General features: G+C 67.8%; 26 protein-coding genes and 6 tRNA genes. 4 read left to right on the top strand and 28 right to left on the bottom strand.

The window, feature by feature from the left end:
- Positions 1 to 4 precede the first annotated feature (4 nt).
- The 13 genes from rpoB to QJ043_RS05995 form a co-directional block, all read right to left on the bottom strand.
- Complete coding sequence (gene rpoB / locus QJ043_RS06055; RefSeq protein ID WP_283712764.1) at positions 5 to 3,499, bottom strand: DNA-directed RNA polymerase subunit beta; 3,495 nt, start codon at positions 3,497 to 3,499, stop codon at positions 5 to 7.
- Positions 3,500 to 3,770: 271 nt separating this feature from the next.
- A complete protein-coding gene (gene rplL, locus QJ043_RS06050) occupies positions 3,771 to 4,148 on the bottom strand; it encodes a 50S ribosomal protein L7/L12 (RefSeq protein ID WP_283712763.1) in 378 nt (125 codons plus the stop codon).
- Between the two features lie 87 nt (positions 4,149 to 4,235).
- Positions 4,236 to 4,766 (bottom strand): 50S ribosomal protein L10, encoded by a 531-nt coding sequence (gene rplJ / locus QJ043_RS06045; protein ID WP_283712762.1) that lies wholly within the window; start codon positions 4,764 to 4,766, stop codon positions 4,236 to 4,238.
- Between the two features lie 309 nt (positions 4,767 to 5,075).
- Positions 5,076 to 5,780 carry a 50S ribosomal protein L1 gene (gene rplA / locus QJ043_RS06040; RefSeq protein ID WP_283712761.1) on the bottom strand — a complete coding sequence of 235 codons (705 nt, stop codon included), beginning with the start codon at positions 5,778 to 5,780 and terminating at the stop codon, positions 5,076 to 5,078.
- Positions 5,781 to 5,871: 91 nt separating this feature from the next.
- Positions 5,872 to 6,303 (bottom strand): 50S ribosomal protein L11, encoded by a 432-nt coding sequence (gene rplK, locus QJ043_RS06035; protein ID WP_283712760.1) that lies wholly within the window; start codon positions 6,301 to 6,303, stop codon positions 5,872 to 5,874.
- Between the two features lie 95 nt (positions 6,304 to 6,398).
- Positions 6,399 to 6,941: a transcription termination/antitermination protein NusG gene (nusG, locus tag QJ043_RS06030; RefSeq protein ID WP_283712759.1), complete on the bottom strand. Its 543-nt coding sequence runs from the start codon at positions 6,939 to 6,941 to the stop codon at positions 6,399 to 6,401.
- Positions 6,942 to 6,945: 4 nt separating this feature from the next.
- Complete coding sequence (secE, locus tag QJ043_RS06025) at positions 6,946 to 7,341, bottom strand: preprotein translocase subunit SecE (RefSeq protein ID WP_283712758.1); 396 nt, start codon at positions 7,339 to 7,341, stop codon at positions 6,946 to 6,948.
- Positions 7,342 to 7,429: 88 nt separating this feature from the next.
- Positions 7,430 to 7,505 (bottom strand) — tRNA-Trp (locus tag QJ043_RS06020).
- Between the two features lie 15 nt (positions 7,506 to 7,520).
- The gene (gene rpmG, locus QJ043_RS06015; protein WP_283712757.1) at positions 7,521 to 7,670 is read right to left on the bottom strand and encodes a 50S ribosomal protein L33; all 150 of its coding nucleotides are present in this window, start codon (positions 7,668 to 7,670) and stop codon (positions 7,521 to 7,523) included.
- Positions 7,671 to 8,000: 330 nt separating this feature from the next.
- Positions 8,001 to 9,191: an elongation factor Tu gene (tuf, locus tag QJ043_RS06010; RefSeq protein WP_283712756.1), complete on the bottom strand. Its 1,191-nt coding sequence runs from the start codon at positions 9,189 to 9,191 to the stop codon at positions 8,001 to 8,003.
- Between the two features lie 110 nt (positions 9,192 to 9,301).
- Positions 9,302 to 9,378, bottom strand: a tRNA-Met gene (locus QJ043_RS06005).
- A 10-nt stretch (positions 9,379 to 9,388) separates the two neighbouring features.
- Positions 9,389 to 9,464: transfer RNA gene (locus QJ043_RS06000), tRNA-Thr, on the bottom strand.
- A gap of 1 nt (position 9,465) precedes the next feature.
- Positions 9,466 to 9,549 (bottom strand) — tRNA-Tyr (locus QJ043_RS05995).
- 275 nt (positions 9,550 to 9,824) lie between these two features.
- Between QJ043_RS05995 and QJ043_RS05990 the strand changes: the two genes are divergently transcribed.
- Positions 9,825 to 9,900, top strand: a tRNA-Thr gene (locus tag QJ043_RS05990).
- Positions 9,901 to 9,969: 69 nt separating this feature from the next.
- Here QJ043_RS05990 and QJ043_RS05985 read toward each other — a convergent pair.
- The 8 genes from QJ043_RS05985 to disA form a co-directional block, all read right to left on the bottom strand.
- Positions 9,970 to 10,587: an NYN domain-containing protein gene (locus QJ043_RS05985; protein WP_283712755.1), complete on the bottom strand. Its 618-nt coding sequence runs from the start codon at positions 10,585 to 10,587 to the stop codon at positions 9,970 to 9,972.
- Positions 10,588 to 10,797 (bottom strand): CBS domain-containing protein, encoded by a 210-nt coding sequence (locus QJ043_RS05980; RefSeq protein WP_283712754.1) that lies wholly within the window; start codon positions 10,795 to 10,797, stop codon positions 10,588 to 10,590.
- Positions 10,790 to 11,872 carry a 23S rRNA (guanosine(2251)-2'-O)-methyltransferase RlmB gene (rlmB, locus tag QJ043_RS05975; RefSeq protein ID WP_283712753.1) on the bottom strand — a complete coding sequence of 361 codons (1,083 nt, stop codon included), beginning with the start codon at positions 11,870 to 11,872 and terminating at the stop codon, positions 10,790 to 10,792. The genes QJ043_RS05980 and rlmB overlap by 8 nt, the downstream gene beginning before the upstream one ends.
- A 10-nt stretch (positions 11,873 to 11,882) precedes the next feature.
- On the bottom strand, positions 11,883 to 13,364 hold the full coding sequence (gene cysS / locus QJ043_RS05970) for a cysteine--tRNA ligase (protein WP_283712752.1): 1,482 nt from the start codon (positions 13,362 to 13,364) through the stop codon (positions 11,883 to 11,885).
- A gap of 2 nt (positions 13,365 to 13,366) precedes the next feature.
- Entirely contained in the window at positions 13,367 to 14,101 is a 735-nt protein-coding gene (gene cysE / locus QJ043_RS05965; RefSeq protein ID WP_283712751.1) for a serine O-acetyltransferase, read from the bottom strand.
- A gap of 87 nt (positions 14,102 to 14,188) precedes the next feature.
- Positions 14,189 to 14,683 carry a 2-C-methyl-D-erythritol 2,4-cyclodiphosphate synthase gene (gene ispF, locus QJ043_RS05960; protein ID WP_283712750.1) on the bottom strand — a complete coding sequence of 165 codons (495 nt, stop codon included), beginning with the start codon at positions 14,681 to 14,683 and terminating at the stop codon, positions 14,189 to 14,191.
- A 28-nt stretch (positions 14,684 to 14,711) separates the two neighbouring features.
- Entirely contained in the window at positions 14,712 to 15,485 is a 774-nt protein-coding gene (ispD, locus tag QJ043_RS05955) for a 2-C-methyl-D-erythritol 4-phosphate cytidylyltransferase (protein WP_283712749.1), read from the bottom strand.
- A gap of 4 nt (positions 15,486 to 15,489) precedes the next feature.
- Positions 15,490 to 16,518 (bottom strand): DNA integrity scanning diadenylate cyclase DisA, encoded by a 1,029-nt coding sequence (gene disA / locus QJ043_RS05950; RefSeq protein WP_283713140.1) that lies wholly within the window; start codon positions 16,516 to 16,518, stop codon positions 15,490 to 15,492.
- Positions 16,519 to 16,738: 220 nt separating this feature from the next.
- Here disA and QJ043_RS05945 point away from each other — a divergent pair, with 220 nt between their 5' ends.
- Positions 16,739 to 17,563, top strand: a complete 825-nt coding sequence (locus QJ043_RS05945) for a spermidine synthase (protein ID WP_283712748.1) — start codon at positions 16,739 to 16,741, stop codon at positions 17,561 to 17,563.
- 96 nt (positions 17,564 to 17,659) lie between these two features.
- Here the strand turns inward: QJ043_RS05945 and QJ043_RS05940 are convergent, their stop codons facing one another.
- The 5 genes from QJ043_RS05940 to QJ043_RS05920 all read right to left on the bottom strand — a co-directional run bounded on the left by QJ043_RS05940 (position 17,660) and on the right by QJ043_RS05920 (position 23,997).
- Entirely contained in the window at positions 17,660 to 20,245 is a 2,586-nt protein-coding gene (locus QJ043_RS05940; RefSeq protein ID WP_283713139.1) for an ATP-dependent Clp protease ATP-binding subunit, read from the bottom strand.
- A gap of 285 nt (positions 20,246 to 20,530) precedes the next feature.
- Entirely contained in the window at positions 20,531 to 22,027 is a 1,497-nt protein-coding gene (lysS, locus tag QJ043_RS05935) for a lysine--tRNA ligase (protein WP_283712747.1), read from the bottom strand.
- Between the two features lie 121 nt (positions 22,028 to 22,148).
- A complete protein-coding gene (gene greA / locus QJ043_RS05930) occupies positions 22,149 to 22,622 on the bottom strand; it encodes a transcription elongation factor GreA (protein WP_283712746.1) in 474 nt (157 codons plus the stop codon).
- Positions 22,623 to 22,673: 51 nt separating this feature from the next.
- The gene (gene tatA, locus QJ043_RS05925; protein WP_283712745.1) at positions 22,674 to 22,907 is read right to left on the bottom strand and encodes a twin-arginine translocase TatA/TatE family subunit; all 234 of its coding nucleotides are present in this window, start codon (positions 22,905 to 22,907) and stop codon (positions 22,674 to 22,676) included.
- 280 nt (positions 22,908 to 23,187) lie between these two features.
- A complete protein-coding gene (locus QJ043_RS05920) occupies positions 23,188 to 23,997 on the bottom strand; it encodes an MTAP family purine nucleoside phosphorylase (RefSeq protein ID WP_283712744.1) in 810 nt (269 codons plus the stop codon).
- Positions 23,998 to 24,156: 159 nt separating this feature from the next.
- Here QJ043_RS05920 and QJ043_RS05915 point away from each other — a divergent pair, with 159 nt between their 5' ends.
- Complete coding sequence (locus tag QJ043_RS05915) at positions 24,157 to 24,621, top strand: low molecular weight protein-tyrosine-phosphatase (protein ID WP_283712743.1); 465 nt, start codon at positions 24,157 to 24,159, stop codon at positions 24,619 to 24,621.
- 80 nt (positions 24,622 to 24,701) lie between these two features.
- Complete coding sequence (locus tag QJ043_RS05910) at positions 24,702 to 25,484, top strand: GntR family transcriptional regulator (RefSeq protein WP_283712742.1); 783 nt, start codon at positions 24,702 to 24,704, stop codon at positions 25,482 to 25,484.
- A 10-nt stretch (positions 25,485 to 25,494) separates the two neighbouring features.
- On the opposite strand, the gene vsr is transcribed toward QJ043_RS05910, so the two are convergent.
- Both vsr and QJ043_RS05900 read right to left on the bottom strand, forming a co-directional pair.
- Complete coding sequence (gene vsr, locus QJ043_RS05905; RefSeq protein ID WP_283712741.1) at positions 25,495 to 26,616, bottom strand: DNA mismatch endonuclease Vsr; 1,122 nt, start codon at positions 26,614 to 26,616, stop codon at positions 25,495 to 25,497.
- Positions 26,617 to 26,670: 54 nt separating this feature from the next.
- Positions 26,671 to 26,747 (bottom strand) — tRNA-Pro (locus QJ043_RS05900).
- Positions 26,748 to 26,816: the final 69 nt, after the last annotated feature.

The raw sequence follows: 26,816 nt of genomic DNA, 5'->3' as shown, positions 1-26,816 counted from the left end.
TTCGCTACTCCTTCACAGTGTCGATGCTGCCCACCAGGTCGTCGACCGCGGGCTCGGCGGCGAGGGGCGCGCCGATAAGGTCGTCGTTGGCGAAGGTGCCCACGACGTCCGCCTCGACGGACGTGGCCACCGGCTCCTCGACCTTCTTGTACGAGAGGGGCTCGATGTCGAGCGCCAGGGAGCGGATCTCCTTCACGAGCACGCGGAAGGCCTCCGGGATGCCCGGCTCGGGGACGTTCTCGCCCTTGACGATGGACTCGTAGGTCTTGACGCGGCCGTTGGTGTCGTCGGACTTGACGGTCAGGATCTCCTGCAGCACGTTGGCGGCGCCGTAGGCGTAGAGCGCCCAGACCTCCATCTCGCCGAAGCGCTGGCCGCCGAACTGCGCCTTGCCGCCCAGCGGCTGCTGGGTGATGAGGCTGTAGGGGCCGGTCGAGCGGGCGTGGATCTTGTCGTCGACCATGTGGCCGAGCTTGAGCACGTAGTTGGTGCCCACGGTGACCGGGTCGCGGAAGGGCTCGCCGGTGCGGCCGTCGTAGAGCGTGGCCTTGCCCATGGCGTTGAGCTGCGGGACGAAGACCTCGTCCATCTTGTCGCCGTACTGCTCCTTGGCCTTGTTGATGAGGTTGATGTTGGTGCGACGGATGCACTCGGCCACCTCGTCGCCGGTGGCGCCGTCAAAGACCGGCGTCGCGACGGGCATGGGGCCGGGCACGTAGTGGTCGGACTCGGCGGAGTCGATGTCCCAGCCGTTGGCGGCGCACCAGCCCAGGTGACACTCGAGCAGCTGGCCCACGTTCATACGGGACGGGACGCCGAGCGGGTCGAGCAGCACGTCGATGGGCGTGCCATCGGCCATGTAGGGCATGTCCTCCACCGGCAGCACGCGGCAGACGACGCCCTTGTTGCCGTGGCGGCCAGCGATCTTGTCGCCCTCCTGGATCTTGCGGCGCTGGGCCACGAAGACGCGCACCATCTCGTTGACTCCGGGCGGCAGGTCGTCGCCGGCCTCGCGGCTGAAGCGCACCACGTCGACGACGCGGCCATAGGCGCCGTGCGGCATCTTGAGGGAGGTGTCGCGCACGTCGTGGGCCTTCGCGCCGAAGATCGCGCGGAGCAGGCGCTCCTCGGCGGTCAGCGCGGTCTCGCCCTTGGGGGTCACCTTGCCGACGAGGATGTCGCCCGGGCCCACCTCGGCGCCGATGCGGATGATGCCGTCGTCGTCGAGGTCCGCGAGCATGTCCTCGGAGAGGTTCGGGATCTCGCGCGTGACCTCCTCGGGGCCGAGCTTGGTGTCGCGGGCGTCGATCTCGTGGCGGGAGATGTTGATCGAGGTGAGCAGGTCCTCCTGCACCACGCGCTCGGAGACGACGATGCCATCCTCGTAGTTGAAGCCCTCCCACGGCATGTAGGCCACGGTGAGGTTGGCGCCGAGCGCGAGCTCGGAGTGCTCCACGGAGGTGGAGTCGGCGAGCGGCTGGCCGGCCACTACCTCGTCGCCCGCATGGACGATCGGGCGATGGTTGATGCAGCTGCTCTGGTTGGAGCGCTCGTACTTGGGCAGGTCGTAACGCTGGAGGCCGTTCTCGCCGGCGTCCACGGTCACATGGCAGGCGTCGGCCTCGACCACGGTGCCGTCGAAGTCGGCGGTGATGAGCTCGCCGGAGTCGAGCGCGGCGCGGTACTCCATGCCGGTGCCCACAAGCGGCGCGGTGGGCCGGATCAGGGGCACGGCCTGACGCTGCATGTTGGCGCCCATGAGGGTGCGCTTCGCGTCGTCGTGCTCGAGGAACGGGATCAGCGTGGCCGCGACGGACAGCAGCTGGCGCGGCGAGACGTCCATGTAGTCGACCTCGGACACCGGGCACTCGGCGGGCGCGCCGAAGGTGCCGTCGTAGTCACGGGTGCGGGCGATGATGCGCTCGGCCTCGGTGACCGCGCCGGTCTGCGGGTCGATGTCGACGAAGCGGCCCGTCTTCTGGTCCACCGGCTGGTCGGCCGGCGCGATGACGTGGTCCTCCTCCTCGTCGGCGGTCATCCAATCGATGATGTCGGTGACCTCGCCGTCCACCACGCGGCGGTACGGGGTCTCGATGAAGCCGTAGTCGTTCACGTGCGCGTAGAGGGCGAGCGTGCCGATCAGGCCGATGTTCGGGCCCTCCGGCGTCTCGAGCGGGCACATGCGCGCGTAGTGCGAGTTGTGGACGTCGCGGACGGCCGTCGGCACGTTGGTGCGGCGGCTCGAGCCGGACTTGTGGCCGGCAAGGCCACCGGGGCCGAGGGCGGACAGGCGCCGCTTGTGGGTGAGGCCGGAGAGCGGGTTGGCCTGGTCCATGAACTGGGACAGCTGGGAGGAGCCGAAGAACTCCTTGATGGCCGCCACGATCGGGCGGATGTTGATCAGGGACTGCGGCGTGATGTCGTCCGGGTCCTGGGAGGCCATGCGCTCGCGGATCACGCGCTCCATGCGGCTCATGCCGATGCGGAACTGGTTCGCGACGAGCTCGCCGACGGTGCGCACGCGGCGGTTGCCGAAGTGGTCGATGTCGTCGACCTTCTTGGAGGAGTCACCCTCGTGGAGCGCAAGCAGGTACTGCAGCGCGGCCACGATGTCCTCGGGCGTCAGCACGGTGACGTCGGCCGGCACGTCGATGCCGAGCTTCTTGTCGATCTTGTAGCGGCCCACCTTGGCCAGGTCGTAGCGTTGGGGGTTGAGGTAGAGGCCGTCGACCAGGGAGCGCGCCGCGTCCACCGTGGGCGGCTCGCCCGGGCGCTGGCGCTTGTAGATCTCGATGAGCGCCTCGTCGCGGGTGCGGGCGGTGTCGGAGAGCAGCGTGTCCTTGACGACGTCGGAGTCGCCGAGCAGCGCGACGATCTCGTCGTCCGACTCGGCGATGCCGAGGGCGCGCAGCAGCAGCGTCGCGCTCTGGCGGCGCTTGCGGTCGATAGAGACCACGAGCTTGCCGCGCTTGTCCACCTCGAACTCGAGCCACGCGCCGCGGGCCGGGATGAACTGGACCTTCTGCACCTCGACGTTGGAGTCGAGCTCCTGGGAGAAGTACACGCCCGGCGAGCGCACGAGCTGCGACACGACGACGCGCTCGGTGCCGTTGATGATGAAGGTGCCGCGGTCGGTCATGAGCGGGAAGTCGCCCATGAACACCAGCTGCTCCTTGATCTCGCCGGTCTCCTTGTTGGTGAAGCGGACCTCGACGAGCAGCGGCGCCTGGTAGGTGATGTCCTTGGCGCGGCACTCGGCGATGGTGTGCTGCGGGTCGCCGAACTCATGGTTGCCGAAGGTCAGCTCCATGGTGCCGGCGTTGTTCTCGATGGGAGAGCTCTCGGCGAAGGCCTCCGCCAGGCCCTGGCCCATGAAGCGCTCGAACGACTCCTTTTGAACGGTGATGAGGTTGGGGAGCTCCATGGCGGGCGGGATCTTGCTGAAGTTCACGCGCCCCGTGGCGTCCACGGAAGGATTGGAAGAGTTTGCGGTACGCACCAGGCATTTCCTCCTTCAAAACGGCATACGGCGGCAATTGTCGCAAATTAGTAATCTAGCCAACGCACCAGGCGAGGTCAATGAACAGTATTGACTTTCGCAGGACGTTGGATAAACTATCTCGATTTGCGGCTCTGGCTGCGGTTTTCGTTTCTACTGCTGATCTTGGCTTTTGTGGTCCGTCTGTGGGCACGCCCGAGAGCCCCCCCCAACGACAAAAAGAGCCCCGCACGCAGCGCGCGGGGCTCTGAAACCTCTGGTGAGGCGGAAGCTACTTGATGGTGACGGCGGCGCCGGCCTTCTCAAGCTGCTCCTTGGCGGCCTCGGCCTCGTCCTTCTTGACACCCTCGAGGATGGGCTTCGGAGCGGACTCGACGAGCTCCTTGGCCTCCTTCAGGCCGAGCTTGGTGAGGGCGCGGACCTCCTTGATGACGGCGATCTTGTTGTCGCCGAAGCCGTCGAGCACGACGTCGAACTCGGTCTTCTCCTCGGCCTCCTCGGCAGGGGCAGCGCCCGGCATGGCGCCCATCATCACGGGGGCGGCGGCGGAGACGCCGAAGGTCTCCTCGAGGTCCTTCACGAGCTCGGAGAGCTCGAGGGCGGGCATGGCCTTGATGGCCTCAATGATCTCATCCTTGGTGACAGCCATTGCTGTGCTCCTTCTTTCGTGTCGGGGGACGTATTCGCCCCCGGGCTGGAAATGCTGGCGCGGCGATCCCGCGCCGGGATACCGCGTCTACGCGGCCTTCTGCTCGTTCTTCTGGTCCTCGATGGCGTGGAGCGCCGTGACGAGACCCTGGGCCGGGCCGTTGAGCACGCGGACGAACTGCGCGAGCGGGGCGGCCACAGCGGCGGCGAAGCGAGCGACGAGCTCTTCGCGGCTCGGGAGGTCGGCGATGGCGAGCGCCTGGTCGGCGTCGATGGCCTGGCCGTCAGAGATGCCGCCCTTGAACTCGATCTTGTTGAGCTCCTTGGACGTCAGCTTGATGACCTTGGCGGCCTCCACGGGGTCGACCTCGTAGAACACGCAAGCGGTCGTGCCCGCCAGGATGTGGTCCAGGTTGGGCATGTCCTTCTCGGCGAGCGCCAGCTTCACGATGTTGTTCTTGTAGACCTTCATGTGAGCCTGGGCGTCGGTGAGCTTGCGGCGGAGCGACTGGGCCTCCTTCACGGTGAGGCCGCGGTAGTCGATCACGAACAGGCCGTTGGAGTTGTCGAGGGACTCGAGCACCTCCTGGAGCATGACTTCGTTCTTCTTCGATGGCATGGTTCGATACACCTCCTTGTTGATGAATCGGGCATGCCGTGCGAAGGACAAAGAAAAAGCCCCCGGCCGACAGAGGACGGGGGCTCAAGACTCAAGGAATCTCAAAACCACCTCGGCTGGTGGGAAGCTCCCATTAAGCCGCTCTCGCGGCGCCGGCTGTCTCTGGCAGCAGCATGCGTCTGGACGCAACAGGGCAAGTATGGGGTCGCGGCACCTCCGCGTCAACCGTGACCACAACCTCGTCAAACAAGAAATGTGCAGCCAGGGACAGTCCCCGGCTGCACATTCATGGTTGCCAATGCTTGAGGGCTAGGCCTCGAGCAGGTTGCGCGTCATGGTCGGGTCCACCTTGACGCCCGGGCCCATGGTGCTGGAGAAGGTCACGGTCTTGACGTACTTGCCCTTGGCCGTGGACGGCTTCACGCGCAGCAGCTCGTTGATGAGCGCGCCGTAGTTCTCCACGAGATCCTCGGTCGAGAAGGACACGCGGCCCATCGGCACGTGCACGATGCCGTAACGGTCGGCGCGGTACTCGACGCGGCCGGCCTTGAGCTCCTGGACCATCTTCGCGACGTCCATGGTCACGGTGCCGAGCTTGGGGTTCGGCATGAGGCCACGGGGGCCGAGGATCTTGCCGATGCGGCCGACCTTGGCCATCATCGGCGGCGTGGCGATGGCCGCGTCGAAGTTGATCTCACCGGCCTGGATCTGGGCGACGAGGTCGTCGGAGCCCACGACGTCGGCGCCGGCCTCCTCCGCCTCGCGGGCCTTCTCGCCCTCGGCGAACACGGCGACGCGGACGCTCTTGCCGGTGCCATGGGGCAGGGAGATGGAGCCGCGGACGTTCTGGTCGGCCTTGCGGGTGTCGACGCCGAGCAGGATCGAGGCCTCGATGGTCTCGTCGAAGTTGGCGAAGTGGATGGCCTTGACGGTCTCCATGGCCTCCTTCGGAGTGTGGAGCTTGTTGTCCACCTTGGCAGCGGCGTTGAGGTAGTTCTTTCCGTGCTTGGGCATAGGTGCCTCCCTGTGGTCAACGAGGCGCCCTGCGCCCCTCCCACAACGTACGAACGGCCGCCCTAGAGGGCGGCCGGGATTACCGAAACGGCTACTCGGCGACGGTCACGCCCATGGAGCGGGCGGTGCCGGCCACGATGCGCTTGGCGGCGTCGATGTCGTTGGCGTTGAGGTCCGGCATCTTGATCTCGGCGATCTTCGTGAGCTGCTCCTGCGTGAGCTGACCCACCTTGTCGCGCTGCGGCACGGCGGAGCCGCTCTGCAGGCCGAGCTCCTTGAGGATCAGGCGCGCCGCCGGCGGGGTCTTGGTGACGAAGTCAAACGTGCGGTCCTCGTACACGGAGATCTCGACCGGGATGATGTCACCGGCCTGGTCCTTCGTGGCGGCGTTGAACGCCTGGCAGAACTGCATGATGTTGACCTGGGCGGCACCCAGGGCAGGGCCGACGGGAGGCGCGGGGTTCGCGGCGCCGGCCGGAATCTGCAGCTTAATGAAATGGACGACCTTCTTCTTGGGGGCCATGGTGAGAGCCTTTCAAACCGATGCTGTGCTTGCTATAAAGCGCGCCCCACAGAAGCGTCTCGGGCAGAGAACGAAGGACGCGGGAATGCCTGTGCTTACGCCACCGTTGCGATCTGGTCCACCGTGAGCTCGACGGGCGTCTCGCGGCCGAAGATCGTGAGGGTGACCTTGACCTTGCCGGACTCCGCATTGACCTCCGAGATGGTGCCGTTGAAGTCCGCCAACGGGCCGGAGGTCACGCGGATGGCCTGACCCGGCTCCAGGTTCGTCATCGTGCGCTGCGGCGCGCCCTTCTCGCCACGGACGGAGCGGCCCATCATCTTGTTGAACTCGGCGCGGGTGAGCGGGGCGGGCTTGCCGTCGATGCCGACGAAACCGGTCACGCCGGGGGTGTTGCGCACCACGGACCAGGTGTTGTCGTCCACTTCCATGCGAACGAGCACATAGCCCGGGAAGACCTTGTTCTCCTTGGTCTCGCGCTTGCCGCCCTCTTTGACCTCGGTGACCTCCTCGGTGGGGATCTGGATGTCCACCACGCGGTTCTGGAGGCCGTAGCTCTCGATGCGGCGCTCGAGGTCCGCCTTCACCTTGTTCTCGTAGCCCGAATAGGTGTGGACCACGTACCAGCGCTTTGCCATGCGACTAACCCCTCAGTCCCGAGTACCCGACGAGCGCGGCGACGACGCCGGTGTCGATGAGCCAGACCGCGACGCCGAAGACGACGAGCAGGACGACGACGGCCACCGTGAAGTTCTTGAGCTCGGTGCGCGTGGGCCACACGACGCGACGCATCTCGGAGCGAACGTCGCCGAAGTAGGTCTTGGTGCGCTGCACGAGACCCGGCTTCTTGCCCGGCTCCTGCTTCTTGGCCGGCTGCTTCTTGGCCTCGGCCTTCTTGAGGGCCTTCTCCTGAGCCTTGGCAGCCTGAGGGTCGCTCGCAATCGCCGCGGCCTGCGCGGCCTGGGTGGCCTCCGCCTGCTGGCGCTTGGCCTGCCGCGCCTTGCGCGCCGCGCGCTTGTTTCGATCCTTGTTCGCCATCTGTGAGCTTCTCCCCCGAGGTGGCAGTGACAGTACAGGTGCAATGAAAAACCGGCCCGTCCCTAGCGGGAGGGCCGGTCGAAGTGTCTGGCAGCCCAGGTAGGACTCGAACCCACAACAAACGGTTTTGGAGACCGCCGCTCTACCATTGGAGCTACTGGGCTGTGCTAAGAAACAGTCTAGCGCGTCTCTTTGTGCACGGTGTGGTGACGGCACCACTTGCAGTACTTCTTGAGCTCAAGACGCTCGGGCGTGTTCTGCTTGTTCTTGTAGGTGGTGTAGTTGCGGCGCTTGCACTCGGTGCAGGCGAGGGTAACCAGGGTGCGCATGAGTCGTATCCTTCCCAATCAGGCAGCCCCTGCTCACACTCACAAGACGGCAGAGACGCGAAGAGATACGCTAGCACCGGGACGGCGAGCCTGTCAACTCCCCCACGACTTCGATCCACATCTAGGCGAGAAGATCGAGGCTCGCGCGTCGCGGCGAGCGCTTCGGGTTGCCACGTGCGGCGATCGCCCTCCACTGACCCGACAAGACGAGCGCCCAGCTCCGCGCCGCGATTGGGCGCGCGATGCCGTTCGCCTTCGCGGCCGACGGCACATGAAAAAGGAGGGTCTGGAAACCCAGACCCTCCCTCATGGTGCGGTTCTCGACGGGAACTAGTCGAGGATGGTGGCGATACGGCCGTCGCCCACGGTGTGGCCGCCCTCGCGGATAGCGAAGCGCAGGCCCGGCTCCATGGCGACCGGGTAGATCAGCTCGCCGGTGATGGTGACGTGGTCGCCCGGCATGGCCATCTCGGTGCCCTCGGGGAGGGTGATGTTGCCGGTGACGTCGGTGGTGCGGAAGTAGAACTGCGGACGGTAGCCGTTGAAGAACGGGGTGTGACGGCCGCCCTCGTCCTTGGTCAGGACGTAGACCTCAGCGGTGAACTTCTTGTGCGGGGTGCAGGTGCCCGGCTTGGCGAGAACCTGGCCGCGCTCGATCTCCTCGCGCTTGACGCCACGGAGCAGCACGCCCACGTTGTCGCCGGCCTCGCAGAAGTCCATGGTCTTGCGGAACATCTCGATGCCGGTGGCCACGGAGGAGCTGGTCGGCTTGATGCCGACGATCTCGACCGGGTCGTTGAGGCGGAGCTCGCCGCGCTCGACACGGCCGGTGGCGACGGTGCCGCGGCCGGAGATGGTCATGACGTCCTCGACGGCCATCAGGAACGGCTTCTCGTTGTCACGCTCGGGGGTCGGGATGTAGTTGTCGACCTCGGTCATGAGGGCGCGCACGGAGTCGACCCACTTCTCGTCGCCCTCGAGGGCGCCGAGCGCGGAGCCACGGATGACGGGGAGGTCGTCGCCGGGGAAGTCGTACTCAGAGAGGAGGTCGCGGGTCTCCATCTCGACGAGGTCGATGAGCTCCTCGTCGTCGACCATGTCGCACTTGTTCAGAAACACGACGATGTAGGGCACGCCGACCTGACGGGCGAGCAGGATGTGCTCGCGGGTCTGGGCCATCGGGCCGTCGGTGGCGGCGATGACGAGGATGGCGCCGTCCATCTGAGCGGCACCGGAGATCATGTTCTTGATGTAGTCAGCGTGGCCGGGGCAGTCCACGTGCGCGTAGTGGCGGGTCTCGGTCTCGTACTCGACGTGGGCAACGGAGATGGTGATGCCGCGCTCGCGCTCCTCGGGAGCCTTGTCGATGTCCTCGAACGCGGTGAAGTTGGCCTTGCAGCCAGGGGTCTCGGCGAGAACCTTGGTGATAGCCGCGGTCAGCGTGGTCTTGCCATGGTCAACGTGACCAATGGTGCCGATGTTGACATGCGGCTTAGTGCGCTCGAACTTCTCCTTCGCCATGTGCCATCCTCCTTCTGGATGCGACCTTGGCGTGCCGCATCTCAGCCAATACTGACGCCTACTTAATATGTCTAACGGGACGCACCCGAGGGCACGTCCCGCAAGATGTCTGGTAGCGGTGACTGGATTCGAACCAGTGACGCCGCGGGTATGAACCGCGTGCTCTGACCAGCTGAGCTACACCGCCGGGCTTGAAATGGAGCCTGCGACCGGACTTGAACCGGTGACCTCCTCGTTACCAACGAGGTGCTCTACCGACTGAGCTACACAGGCATGGTGGGGGTACTTGGACTCGAACCAAGGAACCCAGAGGGAGCGGATTTACAGTCCGCCGCAGTTGCCGCTGTGCCATACCCCCATGCTGTTTCAAGCTGCCCGCACGCCGCTGCTCGCGCCGCGCGTGCGAAGAGGATAGTACGACCCACCCCAGACGATGTCAATCCATACCTCCCAGCCGGGCGTCTCTTCTATCACGGTTCCTGCACATGAGCTTACGAGAACGCCCGGGGCGGCCGCTTGTGAAGCAGCTCGGGCGACGACTGCGGGCGCGTCGTAGCCGCGTTGGTGGCGCCGGGAACCGGCCCGACGCGCCGCTCGGCCCGTGCCCCCGGTTTCAAGTAGAATGGCACCCGCGCCGCGATGGCTCAGTTGGTAGAGCATCTGACTTGTAATCAGACGGTCGCCGGTTCGAGTCCGGCTCGCGGCTCCAGAGAAGAGGCACGGGCGCGTCCCCAAGCGGGATGCGCCCGTTCTGTTGTTGCGTTCCGCCCGCAACGCCCTAGGAGCGGCACCCGCGCAAGGCGTCCAATTTGGCCCGGGTCTCGGGGTCGAGCCGGTCGCTCACCCGGAGCCGGGCGTAGCTGCGCTCCTCGCGCTCCTGCTCGATGCCCGCGTTCATGACCCCCAGGTCGCGGGCGATAAGGTCGCTTGAGAGGAACGAGACGTGATCGCCGTGCACGGTGGCTCGGATCGTGGAGTCCGACGTCACGACGACGGCCTCCCTCCCCTCCTCCTTGGCCTGGGTCACCAGGCGCTCTATCACGGCGTCCGCCGACTGTCCGGTGCGGGAGAACACCACGCGCACCCCGGCTCGTGACGTGTCGGGACGCGCGTCGCTCACGTTGTTGGCGCCGTCAAAGACGAGCACCGCGTCGTAGTCGCCCTGCGCGTAGGCCGCGACGTCGGCCACCATGGCCTCGCGGGCGCCCTCGTAGGGGTCGCTCGAGAGGTTGTAGGCCCGGTCGGCGCGGGTCATCGGGTCCGAGGGCAGGCTCGCGCGCGACGCGCCGGACCGGCCGCCCACCCCTTCGCGAACGAGCGCCGCGTATCGCGGCGTCGCATGCAACAGGTTGTAACCGTCCACCGCCAGGAGCGGCAGCTTGCGCCTTCTGGCCATCTACCCGCGCACGCCGTCGTCGGTGATGACCGGGCCCATGTCGAAGCCCTCCTCGACCATGCGCTCGCGCGCGGCCTCGGGGCTCGCGATGCCGGTGTCGGGGCCGAGGGTGTCGGTCGGCGCACCGGACAGGGCCTTCTTCTCGTCCGCCTCGATCCGGGCGAAGACGTCCTCCTCGTCCCTCTCGGGGCTCTCCAGCTGCTCACTCATCACCGAACTCCTCCTCGAGCACGTCGAAGGACCAGCCGTCCTCCGTCCCTGCAGGAGCGTCCTCGACCGTCGCGAGCGTGGCCTCTTTCCAGGTGCGGCGCAGCCACTCGTAGGCCATCACCGTCGTGGCCTGGGCCACGTTGAGGGACTCGATCCTTCCCCGTTGGGGCAACCGCGCAGCGAAGTCGCACTTCTCCTGCACGAGACGACTTACCCCGTCGCCCTCGGAGCCCATCACGAGCGCAAGACGTCCATGCATCGGCGCGCCCCAGACCGTTTCGGCCGCATGCTCGGTGGAGCAGCAGGCCCAGAACCCGGCGTCCTTAAGTTGGTCGACGGCCTTGGCCAGGTTCGGGACCTGCGCGATGGGCAGGTGCGCGACGGCGCCCGCGGACGTCTTGTAGGCGCCAAGGCCAACGCCGGCCGCGCGCGCCTTGGGGATGACGACGCCGGCGGCGCCCACCACCTCCGCCGTGCGCGCGATGGCGCCGAGGTTGCCCTCGTCGGTCACGTGGTCGAGCAGGATCACGAGCGCGTCGCCGTCCCCGGCGGCGTCGATGACGTCCTCGAGCGCGACGTAGGGGAACGGCTCGGCGACGAGCACCACGCCCTGGTGCGCCCCGCGCACGGACAGGGAATCGAGGCGCGACTTGGGGACCTCCTCGACGTCGACGCCCGCCGCCTCGAGTTCTTTCCCGAGGTTCACGAGCGCCTGGTCCGGCGTGCCCTTGTTCGCAGCGATGTAGGCCCTGCGGAGCGGCACACCGGCCGCCAGCGCCTCGTGGGCGGCACGGCGCCCCTCGATCAGCATGCCCTTGGGCGTGCGCGAGGCGGCGCGGCGGTCGTTGTGCACGCGACCCTTGGGCGGTTTGCGGTTGGAGTTGCTCACACCGGCCGCACCGGTCTTGCCCGCAAGCCCCTGCTTGCGGCCGTCCGGGGCCAGGTTTCGCTTGCGGCCCTTGGCGTCGCGCGGCGCGCCCTTGCCGCGGTAGCGGCCATGGCCCACGCCGCCGGGACGGCCGCCCTTGTTCCCGTTGCCTCGCCCGCCGGAGCGCCCCTTGCCGGTCCCTGCCATACCGATGCCCCTACCCTTCCTGCGCGATGATGCGCGTGCCGGCCGCGGTGTCCTCCACCACGAGGCCGAGCGCGGAGATGCCGTCGCGGATCGCGTCCGCGCGGCCCCAGTCCTTGTTCTTGCGGGCCTCGGCGCGGGCCTCGATCAGAGCGGACACCGCGCCGTCCACGTCGTCACCCTCGTACCCGCAGGTCTCGGCCGCGAGCGCCACGAGCTCGCGGGGCAGCCCCGGGTCCTCGCTCGGCCGCACGGACTCCACGCCGAGGACGTCGAGCAACTCCACCAGCGTGTCGGCCGCACGGAGCGCCACCGAGGCGCAGACCTCTGTGCCGGTCTCGTCCAGGTACGTGTTGGCCTTGGTGGCCAGCGAGAAGATCGCAGCCAGGGCGGAGCTCGTGTTGAAGTCGTCGTCCATCGACGAGACGAACGTGGCCTGGGTCTCGTCGATCGCCGCCGCGAGCTCCTTGGCCCTCTCGTCGGGGGCGCCGGCGCCGGCGGCGTTGTCGGCGGCCCAGCGCAGGTTGCGCACGGTGTTCTTGAGGCGCTCGAGCGTGCCCACCATGCCGTCGAGGCGCTCGTAGGAGAAGTCCAAGGGGCTCCGGTAATGGGTCTGCAGCATCAGCAGGCGCACGGCGTCGGCCGGGTACTGGTCGAGCACCTCTTTGAGCGTGTAGAAGTTGCCGAGCGACTTGCTCATCTTCTCGCCGTCGACGCGCAGCATGCCGGAGTGCATCCACACGTTGGCGAGCGGCTCGTGCCAGCAGCTGCAGGCCTGGGCGGCCTCGTTCTCGTGGTGCGGGAAGACGAGGTCCGAGCCGCCGCCGTGGATGTCGATCGGCGTGCCGAGGTAGCGGTGCACCATCGCGGAGCACTCGGTGTGCCAACCGGGGCGCCCCTCGCCCCAGGGGCTCTCCCAGGAGGGCTCCCCTGGCTTCGCGGCCTTCCAGAGGGCGAAGTCGAGCGGGTCGCGCTTGTCGGAGTTCTCCTCGATGCGGGCGCCCACCTGCAGATCGTCGATGTTGCGGCCGGAGACGTCGCCGTAGCTGGGGCAGCTGCGCACCGAGAAGTACACGTCGCCGTTGCCGGCCTCGTAGGCGTGGCCCTGCTCGATGAGGCCCTGGATCATCTCCACCATGGCGCCGATCTCCTGCGTGGCGCGCGGGCGGATGTCCGGAGCCAGCACGCCGAGGCGGTCCATCTGCTCGATGAACGCCTGGCTGTACTCCGCCGCCACCTCGGCGGCCGTGCGGCCCTCCTCGTTGGCGCGGTTGATGATCTTGTCGTCCACATCGGTGAGGTTCTGAGCGAACGTGACCTGGTAGCCCTTGTAGATGAGGTAGCGGCGGATCACGTCGAAGGCCAAAAACGTGCGGCCGTTGCCGATGTGGATCTGGTCGTAGACGGTGGGGCCGCACACGTACATGCGGATCTTGCCGGGTTTGACGGGCGTCAGCTCTTCTTTGGCGTGGGTCTTGGTGTTGTAGACGAGCATGGTCACTCCTCGGCAGTCGCGGGGTTGGAATCGAGCGGGGTCTCTCCGGATGATAGGACGGGTTCGCCCGGCGCGGGCCCCGCGGCGCTCAGGCGCTCCACCTCGGCCTCCAGCTGCGCGATGCGGGCCTCGAGGATGTCCATGGTCTGCTGCACCGGGTCCGGCATCGAGTCGAGGCGCGCGCTCGTGCGGTAGGGCTCGGCGGCGCGGCGCACGCGCACGCCGCAGCGAGTGGTGATGTGGCCCGGGATGCCCACGACCGTGCAGTCGGGCGGCACGTCCTTCACCACGACCGCGCCGCCGCCCACCTTGGAGCCCTTGCCCAAGGTCACGTTGCCGAGCACCGCGGCGCCCACGCCCACGGTGACGTTGTCCTCGAGCGTGGGGTGGCGCTTGCCGGTCTCCTTGCCGGTGCCGCCGAGCGTGACGCCCTGATAGAGCATGCAGTCGTCGCCGATGACCGTGGTCTCGCCCACGACGATGCCGTTGCCGTGGTCGATGATGAAGCGGCGGCCGATCTGCGCGCCGGGGTGAATCTCGACGCCAAAGCGATGGCGGCTCCAGGTGGAGAGCGTGCGCGCGAGCAGCGGGTGGCCGTGCTCCCAGAGCCAATGCTGGCGACGGTAGGCCCAGATGGCGCGCATGCCGGGCGAGTTGAGGACGATGGAGATGGTGGACGTCGCCGCCGGGTCATGGGCCCGGAACGCCGCGATGTCCTCCTTGAACGAGTCGAACACTGAGGCTCCTTGGATCAGCGCGGACGCTCGCGTCAAAGCCCTCTGTCCAACCGTGGACAAATGGCTCTGACCGAAGCGTCCGGCACGCTAGCTGCGACGGACGAGGCAGACCGCCCAGGCCTCGATGCCCTCGCGCCGGCCCACAAATCCGAGTCCCTCGGTGGTGGTGGCCTTCACGCCCACGCACTCCACCGGCACGGACAGGGCGGCCGCAAGGTTCTCCCGCATGGCCTCGCGGTGCGGGGCCAGCTTGGGAGCCTGGGCGGCCACGGTACAGTCGCAGTCGAGCAGCTCGTAGCCGGCCTCGCGGGCGAGCGACGCCACCCGGGAGAGCAGCACGAGCGAGTCGGCGCCCTCGTAGGCGGGGTCGGTGTCGGGGAACAGCTTGCCGATGTCGCCGAGACGGCAGGCGCCGCACAGGGCGTCCGCCAGCGCGTGAGCCAGCACGTCGGCGTCGGAGTGGCCGGCCAACCCGCGGTCGTGGGGCACCGCCACGCCGCCGAGCATGAGCGGCCGCCCCTCCTCGGGGTCCGCGAACGCGTGAACGTCGTAGCCGTGACCGATGTGGAGGCCGTCCGTCATGCCCCGCCTTTCGTCGTGCGCCCCGCGATCAGGCCAAAGGGCGCTCCTCGCGCTCCCGAGCCTCCAGCTGTGCCTCGATCGGCACTAGGTCCTCAGGATACGTCAACTTGCCGTTCGCCCGCAGCACCTGTGCCACGGCCACCTTGAGGCCGAAGCGCTCCACGAGCGACGCGTCGTCCGTGCCCTCGAAGCCCTCGGCCGCCGCACTGCCATGGGCGCGGCGCAGGTCCTCAGACCGGAAGGCCTGCGGCGTCTGCACGCACCAGTACTTGGAGCGGTCCGGCGTCCGCACGATCTGGCCGCCGGCCCCGACCACCTTGAGGGTGTCCACCGAGGGACACCCGGCCACAAGGCCGGCCAGCCCCAGGTCCGAGCGCAGCCGGGCCGCCAGCCGCTCGAAGGCCTCGGACGTGACGAGCGGCCGCGCGCCGTCGTGCACCGCCACGAGCGAGAGCCTCCGGTCGAGCACGGCCAGGCCGCGGCGCACGCTCTCCTGGCGGGTCGCGCCACCGGCCACCACGGTCACGGGCGAGACAAGCGGAAGGCCGTTCGCGAGCCGCTCCACCTCCTCGAGGTCACGGGCGCGGGTCACCATGACAATCTCGGCCACCGAGGGCGCGCTGTCGGCCGCCAGGAGCGACCAGGCCACGAGCGGACGACCGGCCACGGGCACAAGCGCCTTGCCCTCCGGACGCCCGAAGCGTTCGCCGGAACCGGCCGCGACCACGATGACGCCCAGGTCGCGCGGATGCGGGGACGTGACGGGCCGATGAAGCTGGGGCGCGGGAATGCAGGAGGACACCGTCTCAGCCCTTCCTTCCCCACATGCGGTACAGGCTGTCCGCAAGGATCGACGGGTTCTTGACCCCGATGTCGTCCAAGCGCTCGGGGTTGTCCTCGATGTCGTCCATCAGCTCCTGGAGCGAGCCGTACTCGTCCACGATCTTGTCGGCCATGCCCTCGCGCACCACGGAGACGCGGTTCAGCGTGCGGAGGCCCAACGGCGCCATCACGGAGTCCTCGGTGATGTCGTTGTAGCCAAGCATCCGCCCCACGCGCTTGGGCTGGTGCAGCAGGCTCGCGTCCACATTGTGGAACGCCTTGCGCACGCGCTTGGCGTTCTCCTCCGAGGAGTCGTGGGCGTAGTCACGGATCATGAGGGTGTACTCCTCGTCCATGTCGCCCACGAGCTGCTCGCGCTGCATCGCGATGGTGCGCCCCTCGCTGCCGAGCTGGACGATGAGGTCGTCCAGCTCCTCGGCCGCGGTCATGAGCACCTCGAGGTACGAGAAGATGTTCGAGACGTCCGCCAGCGTCACGTAGTTGTCCAGCTCGAGCGTCGAGAGCCGCAACAGGTTGCGGTCGAGCGCCTGGCGCGTGGACTGCAGCGTGACGAGCAGCTGGTTCACCATGCCCATGAGCTCTTGGACCGTGCGAATCTCGAAGGAGCGGCCGTCCAGGTACACGTTGACCACCTGACGGCGCTCGGACACCGAGATGACCATCGCGTCCGTGAGGATCGACACGCGGGCGGCCGTGCGGTGGCGCATCCCCGTCTCGGACGTGGGCAGCGACGGGTCCGGGTTCAGGTGGAAGTTCGCGCGGAGGATCTGCGTGAGGTCCTTGTCGATGACGATGGCGCCGTCCATCTTGGACAGCTCGAAGAGGCGGTTGGCCGTGAACGAGATGTTGAGGGGGAAGCCGTCGTTGCCGCTCGCGAGCACGTGCGCCACGTCGCCCACGCAGATGAGGGCGCCGAGATGGCCGGCGATGATCATGTCGAGGGCTCGGCGGAGGGCGGTGCCGGGCGCCGTGGCCCGCATGGCCTCTTCCATGCGCACGTCGAGAGGGATGGGGTCCTTGGACAGTTCGGGCACGGGCGCTCCCCTCTCGGCGACAGTGAACGTGAGCTCAGTGTTTCGATTGTGCCCTTTCAGGAGTCCGAGCGAAGGCAGACCGGAGGTTTGGTCGCAAGATCCAGAGGCGGCCGCAGGACGGGCATAGTGGTAACGGCGCACCCGGACACGCCGGGTCGCGGACGAGAAGGGCGGCGCCGTGCTCGCGTGGTGGATTTGGACGACGGTCATCGGACTGGCCCTGGTGGCCATCGTGGCGGCGCTGCCGTCGCTTCTGGCGCGCCGCGGCGTGGCGATGACGAGGACCAGGTTCGGCGTCACGTTGGTGTTCGACTCCGAGGACGAGGACGGCACCACGGTGCGGCTCTTGAACGTCAACGGCACGTTCCAGTCGCTGAGCTACGTGGACCCGGACCTGCGGTTCGAGCTGGTGGCCCAGTACCATCGCGACATGGCCGACGTGGTGCTCGGGCTCGGGCGGCCAGTGCGCGCCTGCGTGCTCGGAGGGGGCGGGTTCTCGCTGCCCAAGTACCTCGCGACCCATGAGGGCGCGTCCTCCGTGGACGCCGTGGAGATCGACCCGAAGATCGTGCGCATCGCCCGGGAGTCCTTCTTCCTCGAGGAGGCCGAGCGGCGCGTGAACGCGCTCCGGCCGGGCACGCTCAACGTGGTGACCGAGGACGCGTGGGCGTTCCTCGACCACGTGACCGAGCCGTACGACGTGATCGTCAACGAGGCATTCACCGGCAAGAAGCCCTTGGGGCCCATGGCCACCGACGAGGGCGCGCGGGCGATCAAGCGCTGCCTGAGGCCGGGCGGCGTCTTCCTGAGCGACGCGCGCTGCCCCATCGAGGGACGAGGGTCGGCGCCCCTGACCGAGGCGTGCGAGGCCTTTGCGGCCGAGTTCGAGCACGTCGCGTACCTTCCCGAGCGACCCGAGGAGCCGAGGAAGCCGGGCAACAACGTCCTTGTGGCGACCGACGCCGATGTGCGGTTGCCGGAAGGCTGGGTGGTCGTGCAATAGCCGGGAGGGGTGCGCGAGCGTGGCTCGCGCGCCCCTCCTTGGAGTATCAGCCAGGCAATGGGCCGTCACCCTCCGGCTGACGGCCCATTGTTGGTTTTATGAGCTGGCTTCCGCCGTGCCACCGCCGGGGAGGCTGCGGCCGTGGCTCGGCGCGGCTCCGTTGCCGGTGAGCGCGCGGCTCGCCTTGCGGTAGTCCGGCTCGGTGATCTCGCCCTCGCCCTTGGTGAACGTGAGCCGCTCGGTGCCGTCCTCGTCGGTCTCGGTGCCCACGACCACGATGTCGCCGGGGGCCCACGCGCCCTCGAGCAGCTGCTCGGAGAGCGGGTCCTCGATCATCGTCTGGATCGCGCGACGCAGCGGGCGCGCGCCGTAGACCTGGTCCGTGCCCTCCTTGGCCACAAGGTCGCGCGCGGCGTCGGTGAGGTCGATGGACATGCCCTCGAGCACGAGGCGCTCGCGGAGGTCGCGCACCATGAGGTCGACGATCTGGCGCAGCTGCGCCGGCTCGAGCGACTTGAAGACCACGACCTCGTCGACGCGGTTGAGGAACTCGGGGCGGAACTGTTTCTTGAGCTCGGACATCACGCGGCTCTTGATCTCGTTGTCCGAGAGGCCCTTCGTGGCGCCGAACCCCATCGGCGACGTGGTCGCGATCTCGCGCGCGCCGATGTTGCTCGTCATGATCACGACGGTGTTCGAGAAGTCCACGTGGCGGCCCTGACCGTCGGTGAGGCGCCCCTCGTCGAGGATCTGCAGGAGGATGTTGAAGACGTCCGGGTGCGCCTTCTCGATCTCGTCGAACAGCACCACCGAGTAGGGCTTCCGGCGCACGGCCTTGGTGAGCTCGCCGCCCTCGTCGTAGCCCACGTATCCCGGGGGCGCGCCGACGAGCTTCGACACGTTGAACTTCTCCATGTACTCGGACATGTCGAACGAGATGAGCGCCTCGTCGGAGCCGAAGAGGAACTCGGCGAGCGACTTGGCCAGCTCGGTCTTGCCTACGCCCGAGGGCCCGAGGAAGATGAAGGAGCCGCCCGGACGGCGCGGGTCCTTGAGCGGCGAGCGGCTGCGGCGGATCGCACGGGACACCGCGGAGACCGCCTCGTCCTGCCCGACCACGCGCTCGTGGAGCACCGACTCGGCGCGGAGCAGCTTCGAGGCCTCGGTCTCGGTGAGGTTCGAGACGGGCACGCCGGTGATGAAGGACACGACGTCGGCGATGTCCGCCGAGGTGACCTCCACCGTCACGGCGTTGAGCTCCTCGTGCCACGCGCTCTCGAGCTGCTCGCGGCGCTCGGTCAGCTCCTTCTCGCGGTCGCGGAGCTTCGCGGCCTCCTCGAACTCCTGCTTGGCGGCCGCCTCGGCCTTCTCGTCGTGGATGCGAGCCAGCTCCGCGTCGCACTCGGCGATCGCGTCGGGCACGACCACCTTGTGCACACGGGTACGGGCGCCGGCCTCGTCGATCACGTCGATGGCCTTGTCCGGCAGGAAGCGGTCCTGGACGTAGCGGTTGGCGAGCACCACGGCGCTCTCGAGGGCGTCGTCCGTGTAGTGCACGTGGTGGTGCGCCTCGTAGCGGTCGCGGAGCCCGTGGAGGATGGAGATCGCGTCGGGGATCGTGGGCTCGTCGATGTAGATGGGCTGGAAGCGGCGCTCGAACGCCGAGTCCTTCTCGATGTGCTTGCGGTACTCCTCCGCCGTGGTGGCGCCGATCACTTGGATCTCGCCGCGGGACAGGGGCGGCTTGAGGATGGCGGCGGCGTCGATGGAGCCCTCGGCGGAGCCGGCGCCGATCAGGGTGTGGATCTCGTCGATGAAGAGGATGGCGTCGTCGGACTCCATCACCTCGTTGATCACGCGCTTGAGGCGCTCCTCGAACTCGCCGCGGTACTTGGAGCCGGCCACGAGGGCGGCGACGTCGAGCGTCCAGACCTGCTTGCCGCGGAGCACCTCGGGCACCGTGCCGGAGGCAATGAGCTGCGCGAGCCCTTCGGCGATGGCGGTCTTGCCGACCCCCGGGTCGCCGAGGATGAGCGGGTTGTTCTTCTGGCGGCGCGCGAGCACCTGCATCACGCGCTCCACCTCGCGCTCGCGCCCGATGACCGGGTCCAGCTTGCCCTCGGTGGCGAGCTTGGTGAGGTTGCGGCCGTACTCCTCCAGGGTCGACCCATCGCCGGACTGGCCGCCGCCGATGTCGGAGCCCATGCGCACCTCGGCCATGGCCGGCCGCGGGCGGGAGTCCGGGTCCTTGGCGATGAGGTCGTTGACGGCGTTGCGCACGGCGTCACCCGAGACGCCCATGCGGGAGAGGGCCTCCATCGCGACGCCGTTGCCCTCGCGCACGATGCCGAGGAGCAGGTGCTCGGTGGAGATGTAGGTCTGACCGCGCGACAGGGTCTCGCGGTACGAGCCCTCCAGCACGCGCTTCGCGCGCGGCGTGAACGGGATGTGGCCGCCCGGGACGGGCTCGGCCTCGCGGCGGGTGATCTCGCGCACGATGGCGAGGGTCTCCTCGTAGGTGACCTCGAGCTGGCCCAGGGCCTGCGCCGCGATGCCGTCGTTCTGCTTGATGAGGCCGAGCAGCAGGTGCTCGGTCCCCACATACATCTGCCCCAAGGAGCGGGCCTCTTCCTGGGCGAGGCTCATGACCTTGCGGGCCTTCTCGGTGAACTTGTCGAACATTCCCATACAACAACCCTCCTTCTTGGGTTGGTGAACCTGTGCCCAGAACACCCTCCCCTAAAAGGGGATTCCCCGATGCCATCACATCGTCAGCTCTGGGCGCAGCTCAGTTTGTACAGTACATTGTAGCCTTACGGCTTTCTGAACGCGACGTGGACGCTTCGGTCAAAGCCATTTGTCCAACCGTGGACAAATGGCTCTCTCCGAAGCGTCCACCGAAGCGCGACCGTGGACAAATGGCTCTCTCCGAAGCGTCCACGGCCCAGCGCCGAGTGCCGCTTTTGCTTACGCCTCGGGACGCATGTGCGGGAACGGCAGGACGTCGCGGATGGAGGCCTGGTCGCACAGCAGCATCGCCATGCGGTCGACGCCGATACCGATGCCACCGGTCGGCGGCATGCCGTACTCGAGCGCGCGCACGTAGTCGTGGTCGTACTCCATGGCCTCCTCGTCGCCGGCCTCCTTGGCGGCCACCTGCGCGGCGAAGCGCCCCTCTTGGTCCACCGGGTCGTTGAGCTCGGTAAACGCGTTGGCGTACTCGTGGCCGCAGATGACGAGCTCGAAGCGGTCGGTCAGGCGCTCGTCCGACGGCTTGCGCTTGGCGAGCGGCGACACCTCGACGGGGTAGTCGCACACAAAGGTGGGGTTCACGATGGTCTCCTCCACCAGCTCGTCATAGAGGTTGAAGAGCAGCTTGCCGGCGCCCCAGGCGTCCTCCACCGCCAGATGGTGCTCGCGGTTGATCGCGCGGAGCTCGTCCGCCGGCGTGTCGATGGAGACCTCGCGGCCGACGACCTCGCTCACGAGCTCGCCCATCGTCGCGGAGCGCCAGGTGCCGGAGAGGTCGACCTCGACGCCCTGGTACACGATCCGCTCGGAGTCGCAGATCTCGTGGCAGGCGGCCTTGAAGATGCCCTCGGCCAGGCGCTTCATGGACTCCACGTCGCCGTAGGCCTGGTACGCCTCGATGGTGGTGAACTCGGGGTTGTGGGTCTGGTCCATGCCCTCGTTGCGGAACTGCCGGCCCAGCTCGTAGACCCGGTCCATGCCGCCCACGATCAGGCGCTTCAGGTGCAGCTCGGTGGCGATGCGCAGGTAGAAGTCCATGTCGAGCGCGTTGTGGTGCGTGATGAACGGGCGCGCGTTGGCGCCGCCGAGGGTGTACTGCAGGATCGGCGTCTCGACCTCGTAGTAGCCCTCGCCGTCCATGTAGCGGCGGATCGCCGCGATCATGCGGCTGCGCTTCTTGAAGACCTCGAGCACCTCGGGGTTCACGATCATGTCGGCGTAGCGCTGCCGGTAGCGGGTCTCCTTGTCGGAGAGCCCGTGGAACTTCTCAGGCAGCGGCCGGAGCGCCTTGGCGAGCATCGTGAGCTCGGTCGGCGCCACGGAGAGCTGGCCGCGGCGCGAGCGCATGACCGTGCCGGTCACGCCGATGATGTCGCCCAGGTCGACGGTCTTGAGCAGCTCCCAGTCGTGATCGGAGAGGTTGTTGATCCGGAAGAAGAGCTGGATCGTGCCCTGCTTGTCCTGAAGGCCGACGAACGCGATCTTGCCCTGGCGGCGCAGCGAGCGCACGCGCCCGGCCACCGTCACGACGTCGCCGGTGTCCTCGCCATCGGCCAGGTCCGCGTAGCGGTCCTCCAGGTCCGCCGAGAAGGCCGTGGCCTCGAAATGGGAGGGATAGGGGCTCTCGCCCGCGTCGAGCATGGCCTGCCGCTTGGCGCGGCGCAGCGTGCGCTCGTCGGTGGTGTTCTCGATGATGGTCTCGGTCTCTGCCATGGAGGGCCTCTCCGTTCCCTTGGGGCCATGCGGCCTCGGTGTCGCTGGGGTGAATAGCGGAAAAGCGCCCGGCCGATGACTCACGGCGGGGCGCTCGATTCTCGCTGGTGAAAAGGAGCGCCTAGCGCTCGATCTTCTCGATCGTGTAGGTGCGCACGGAGCCGTTCGGAGCGGTCACGGTGACCTCGTCGCCCTTGCGACGACCCATCAGCGCGGAGCCCACCGGGGACTCGTTGGAGATCCGGTGCTTGAGGGAGTCGGTCTCGGTGGTGCCGACGATGGTGAAGGCCATGTCCTTGCCGGTGGTCTGGTCCTTGATGGTCACCGTGCAGCCGATGGACACGGTGCCCGTTCCGGCGTTCTCCACGATCTTGGCCGTGGCCAGGATCTTGCGGATCTCGTTGCAGCGGGCCTCGTTCCTGGCCTGCTCCTCCTTGGCGGCGTCGTACTCGGCGTTCTCGGAAAGGTCGCCGAAGTCCTTGGCGGTCTTGATGGACTCGGTGATCTCTTTGGCATGCTCGCCCTCGCGCCACAGAAGCTCTTCCTCGAGCTTCGCGCGGCCGTCGGGGGTCAGGATGATTTCAGAGCTTTGCATGCGGTGGGCAGCCTTCCTCGCCGTGAGTGACAGATGGTCCGAGGGCGGGGACTACTTGTCGTCCTTGTCGCTGTCGGAGTCGTCAACCACGGTAACATCCTCGGCCTCGACCTGCTTGGAGTCCTTGGAATCCTTGGAATCGTCCGTGGACTCCATGCCCTCGCGCAGGTTCTTGACGGTCTTGCCGAGAGAGGCGCCGAGCTTCGGAAGGTTCTTGGGGCCAAAGATCACCAGCACGATGACCAAGATGACGACCAGCTCGGGGATGCCCAGTCCAAGAATCATGTGGTTCCTCCTGTATCAGGTTGCCGGCATATGCCGGCACAGCCCGCTTGATTTCCGAGAGAACAGTCTAATGAGCTGCCCACGCTAGCACAAACCCCTCCACTCCGCTGAAATGAATCTGCACAATCTGAGGGCACCCTGAGAATTCCATTGGGCGCGAGCTAGGGTTTTATGAGGTTTTGGCAACCCGTTGCGAATCCTGCGGACGGCTCGGCGGGGGCCGCTCGCCCCGTGCGACGCACTGGTCGTCCGGAACGCAGGGCCCCCGCCGGTGCGCCGGCTACTCGACGAGGCCGGCGGCGCCGGTGCACCCGTCGTCGATCGCGCTCGGCAGCGCCGGCACCATCGCGCCGACGAGCGCGCGCACGTGCTCGATGTTCGCGGCGAACGTCTCCTGCACCATCTCCCAGGTCACCGGCGCGTGCTCGCCGCAGCCGGCGTCGTAGTCGGTGACGAGGCTCACGTTGCAGTAGTGGATGCCGAGCTCGCGGGCGAGCCAACACTCCGGGTACTGGGTCATGTTCACGACGTCCCAGCCCATCGCGTGGAACCACTCGCTCTCGGCCTTGGTGGAGAAACGAGGGCCCTGGATGGTCACGACGGTGCCCCCCTCGTGCACGGTGATGCCGAGGTCGCGGCAGCACTGCGCGGCGATCCGGCCCATCTCGGCGCAGTAGGGCTCGGCGGACGAGAGGTGCTGCACCGCGAGGGTCCGGTCGTGGGTGAAATAGGTGTCCGGGCGGTCCTTCGTGCGGTCCACGAACTGGTCGCAGATCACAAAGTCGCCGGGATGGATGTCGAGGCGGAGCGACCCCACGGAGCAGGGGCCAATGATCTTGTCGACGCCGAGCAGCTTCATGCCGTAGACGTTCGCGCGGTAGTTGACCTCGGCGGGGCCGATGGAGTGGTTGCGACCGTGGCGCGGAAGGAAGGCGACGCGGCGGCCGCCGATGGTGCCGATGGTGTAGACGTCGCTCGGGCGCCCGTACACGGTGTCGAGGAGCACCTCCTCGCACTCGCCCTCAAAGAGCTCGTAGAAGCCGGACCCGCCGAAGATGCCCACCTCGGCCTGGGGCAGCTCGTGCGCCATGGGAACCCCCTCTTTCAGAAGCCTTTGATGGGGCTCATCATGCCATAGTGAATCGATGCGTGAGGCAGCGAAACCGGCACGTCCCCTCACGCGGCGTCGTCCGTTGGCCTGGGGCCTGGCAGAAAAAGCGCCCGGCCCCTTCTCTCATGGGAGGTCACCATGCCCCGCGTCCTGTTCGTCTGCCACGGCAACATCTGCCGGTCCACGATGGCGCAGTCGGTGATGCGAGACCTTGCGGACCGTGCGGGCGTGGCCGACGACTGGGTGATCGACTCTGCAGCCACGAGCACCGAGGAGCTGGGCGCGGGGCCGCACCCGGGCACGCGCCGCAAGCTGGCCGAGGAAGGCGTGCCCCTGGTGCCCCATCGCGCCCGCCAGATCCGTCGCGACGAGTACGGCGACTGGGACCTCATCGTGTACATGGACGACGAGAACCGCCGCTGGCTGGGTCGCATCCTGGGCGGAGACCCGGACGGCAAGGTGGTGCCGCTCCTCTCGTTCGCCCCCGAGCACGCCCGTGGGCGCGACGAGGTGGCGGACCCGTGGTACACCGGCAACTTCGACGACACCTGGGACGACGTGCTGGCCGGATGCGAGGGACTGTTGGAACGCTACGCAGGCTAGGCCCTGTTTGTTCAGCACCTACAGGACAAGGAGTCCTATACTTAACCTGAAACGCTGAATCCCGGAGGCCCGGAGGGTCCATGGACGTGCTCGCGATGATCTCGCAGGAACCGATAGACCCGGACTCCGACCTCCCGCTGTACCAGCAGCTCCGCGGGCGCCTGCTCCAAGTGATCGCCAGCCACTCGCTGGACGAGAGCACGCCGCTGCCCACCGAGGTGGCCATCGCCGACGCGCTGCACCTCTCGCGCGGCACCGTGCGGCGGTGCTTCGAGGAGCTGGTGCGCGAGGGCTGGGTCGTGCGGCGCCGGGGGCACGGTACCTACATCAACCACGGGCGCCAGGACCGCCGCAGGGACGCCACGTTCAACTACACGGCCGAGATCCAGTCCCTGGGCAAGACCCCCAGCTCCAAGGTGTTCGGGTTCCGCACGGTCCTGGCCCAGCCCTCGCTGATGCAGCGGCTCAACGTGCCGATGGGCGAGCCGGTGTGGGAGGTGCGGCGCATCCGTTACGCCAACGACGACCCCATGCAGTACGCCACGGCCTACGTGCCGGTGCGCTACTGCCCCGACCTCACGCGCAAGGACGCCGAGCAGTCCCTGTACGCGGCCATCGCGCGACAGTCGGGCGCGATGCCCGCGAAGGCCGTGGAGCTGTACGAGGCGATCTCGCTGGACGCGAAGGAGGCGATGGCGCTGCAGGTGCCGTGCGGGGCCGCCGCGATCCGCATCATGCGCACCACCTACGAGCAGCACGGCGGCACGATGGAGACCTCGATCATCACCTGCCGCGGGGACCTCAACCGGCTCCTCGTCACCATCGAGGACGGCAAGTCGTCCTTCCAGAAGATACTGAGCTGACGGCGCGCGCTCACTCCGGCTCGATGTCCTCGCCGATTCGGAAGCGCTCCTCCCTCCCCAGCTCCTGTGCCAACGACGGCAACAGGGTCGAGAAGGTCTCCTCCCGCCGGTCGCGCTTGAGCTCGCACTCCCAGACCACGTGCACGGTCCAGCCCTCCGCCTCGAGCGCCGCCACGTTGCGGGCGTCGCGCTCTTGGTTGCGGGCGAACTTCTCGGCCCAGTACTCCGTGTGCGTGCGGGGCATCCGCGGGTTGCAGCGGGGGCACCGGTGCCAGAAGCAGCCGTTGACGAAGATCGCGACCTTCTTGCCCGGCCATGCGATGTCCGGGCGGCCCGGCGCCTTTTTCCATTGGAGCCGGTAGCCCGTGAGGCCGCACGCGCGCAACCGCTCCCGCACGAGCAGCTCGGGCTTGGTGTCCTTGCCCTTGTTGCCCTGCATCGAATGGCGCACCGCCTCGCTCGACGCCTCGGGGGCGCGCCGCTTGGGCGCTCGAGGCGCCCCGGGGTCGGTGAGCCCGGGGAGCGCCCCGCCGGCGACGGCCCAGTAATAGAGCGCCGCCGTCGACCCGTAGGGGCTGTCCCTGCGGGCATAGCGGCGGAAGAGCTCCGGGGTGATGGTGCGGTGCCGGTGCACCATGCGCATGCCGCGCTGGATGGCGAGGTCGTCGAACGCGAGGACGTCCGGGCGCCCCAGCGAGAAGAGCAAGAGCATCTCCGCCGTCCAGCGGCCGATGCCCTTGAGCTGGGTGAGCCGCTCCACCACGTCCTCGTCCGACAGCCCTGCGAGCGCATCGAGGTCCAACCGTCCGGACGCCACCTCGTCGGCGACGCCGAGCAGGTACGAGGCCTTACGTCCCGAGAGGCCGACTTCGCGAAGGCCCTCCTCGCCGAGCGCGAGCACCGTCCGAGGCGCGACCGCACCGTCGCAGGCCTCCTGCAGGCGCCCCCAGACAGTGGCGAGCGCCGCATTGGACACCTGCTGGGCCGTGATGTTCCTCGCGATGCCGCGGAAGAGGTCCGGCTCCATCTCGCGCTCGAGGGGGCCCAGGCGCTCGATGATCGGCGCCAGGTGCTTGTCGGATGCGGAGAGGGCGGCCATGGCCTCGGGCGACGTGCGGAACGTGACGGACATGGCGACCTCCGCGAAAAGGAAAGGGGCGCCGTTGCCGGCGCCCCTGAACAGTCCTGGTCGGGTTGACTGGATTTGAACCAGCGACCTCTCGGTCCCGAACCGAGCGCTCTACCAAGCTGAGCCACAACCCGGACAGAGCGGAATTCTAGCACGGTTGCGGCGAATGGGAAGCGACGACTTGGAATCCGTCCACGAAGCCC

The organism is Kribbibacterium absianum (assembly GCF_030067705.1).
Lineage (GTDB): Bacteria > Actinomycetota > Coriobacteriia > Coriobacteriales > Atopobiaceae > Kribbibacterium > Kribbibacterium absianum.
The sequence above is the reverse complement of the archived record's forward strand: the minus strand, read 5'-3'. Positions and strand labels throughout refer to the sequence as shown.

Bases quoted from the DNA above. Each gene is read 5' to 3' on its own strand.
- rplL (WP_283712763.1), bottom strand. From the start codon at position 4,148: ATGGCTGTCACCAAGGATGAGATCATTGAGGCCATCAAGGCCATGCCC.
- rplJ (WP_283712762.1), bottom strand. From the start codon at position 4,766: ATGCCATCGAAGAAGAACGAAGTCATGCTCCAGGAGGTGCTCGAGTCC.
- rplA (WP_283712761.1), bottom strand. From the start codon at position 5,780: ATGCCCAAGCACGGAAAGAACTACCTCAACGCCGCTGCCAAGGTGGAC.
- rplK (WP_283712760.1), bottom strand. From the start codon at position 6,303: ATGGCCCCCAAGAAGAAGGTCGTCCATTTCATTAAGCTGCAGATTCCG.
- nusG (WP_283712759.1), bottom strand. From the start codon at position 6,941: ATGGCAAAGCGCTGGTACGTGGTCCACACCTATTCGGGCTACGAGAAC.
- secE (WP_283712758.1), bottom strand. From the start codon at position 7,341: ATGGCGAACAAGGATCGAAACAAGCGCGCGGCGCGCAAGGCGCGGCAG.
- rpmG (WP_283712757.1), bottom strand. From the start codon at position 7,670: ATGCGCACCCTGGTTACCCTCGCCTGCACCGAGTGCAAGCGCCGCAAC.
- tuf (WP_283712756.1), bottom strand. From the start codon at position 9,191: ATGGCGAAGGAGAAGTTCGAGCGCACTAAGCCGCATGTCAACATCGGC.
- QJ043_RS05985 (WP_283712755.1), bottom strand. From the start codon at position 10,587: ATGGCCAGAAGGCGCAAGCTGCCGCTCCTGGCGGTGGACGGTTACAAC.
- QJ043_RS05980 (WP_283712754.1), bottom strand. From the start codon at position 10,797: ATGAGTGAGCAGCTGGAGAGCCCCGAGAGGGACGAGGAGGACGTCTTC.
- rlmB (WP_283712753.1), bottom strand. From the start codon at position 11,872: ATGGCAGGGACCGGCAAGGGGCGCTCCGGCGGGCGAGGCAACGGGAAC.
- cysS (WP_283712752.1), bottom strand. From the start codon at position 13,364: ATGCTCGTCTACAACACCAAGACCCACGCCAAAGAAGAGCTGACGCCC.
- ispF (WP_283712750.1), bottom strand. From the start codon at position 14,683: ATGACGGACGGCCTCCACATCGGTCACGGCTACGACGTTCACGCGTTC.
- disA (WP_283713140.1), bottom strand. From the start codon at position 16,518: ATGGAAGAGGCCATGCGGGCCACGGCGCCCGGCACCGCCCTCCGCCGA.
- QJ043_RS05940 (WP_283713139.1), bottom strand. From the start codon at position 20,245: ATGTTCGACAAGTTCACCGAGAAGGCCCGCAAGGTCATGAGCCTCGCC.
- lysS (WP_283712747.1), bottom strand. From the start codon at position 22,027: ATGGCAGAGACCGAGACCATCATCGAGAACACCACCGACGAGCGCACG.
- greA (WP_283712746.1), bottom strand. From the start codon at position 22,622: ATGCAAAGCTCTGAAATCATCCTGACCCCCGACGGCCGCGCGAAGCTC.
- tatA (WP_283712745.1), bottom strand. From the start codon at position 22,907: ATGATTCTTGGACTGGGCATCCCCGAGCTGGTCGTCATCTTGGTCATC.
- QJ043_RS05920 (WP_283712744.1), bottom strand. From the start codon at position 23,997: ATGGCGCACGAGCTGCCCCAGGCCGAGGTGGGCATCTTCGGCGGGTCC.
- QJ043_RS05915 (WP_283712743.1), top strand. From the start codon at position 24,157: ATGCCCCGCGTCCTGTTCGTCTGCCACGGCAACATCTGCCGGTCCACG.
- QJ043_RS05910 (WP_283712742.1), top strand. From the start codon at position 24,702: ATGGACGTGCTCGCGATGATCTCGCAGGAACCGATAGACCCGGACTCC.
- vsr (WP_283712741.1), bottom strand. From the start codon at position 26,616: ATGTCCGTCACGTTCCGCACGTCGCCCGAGGCCATGGCCGCCCTCTCC.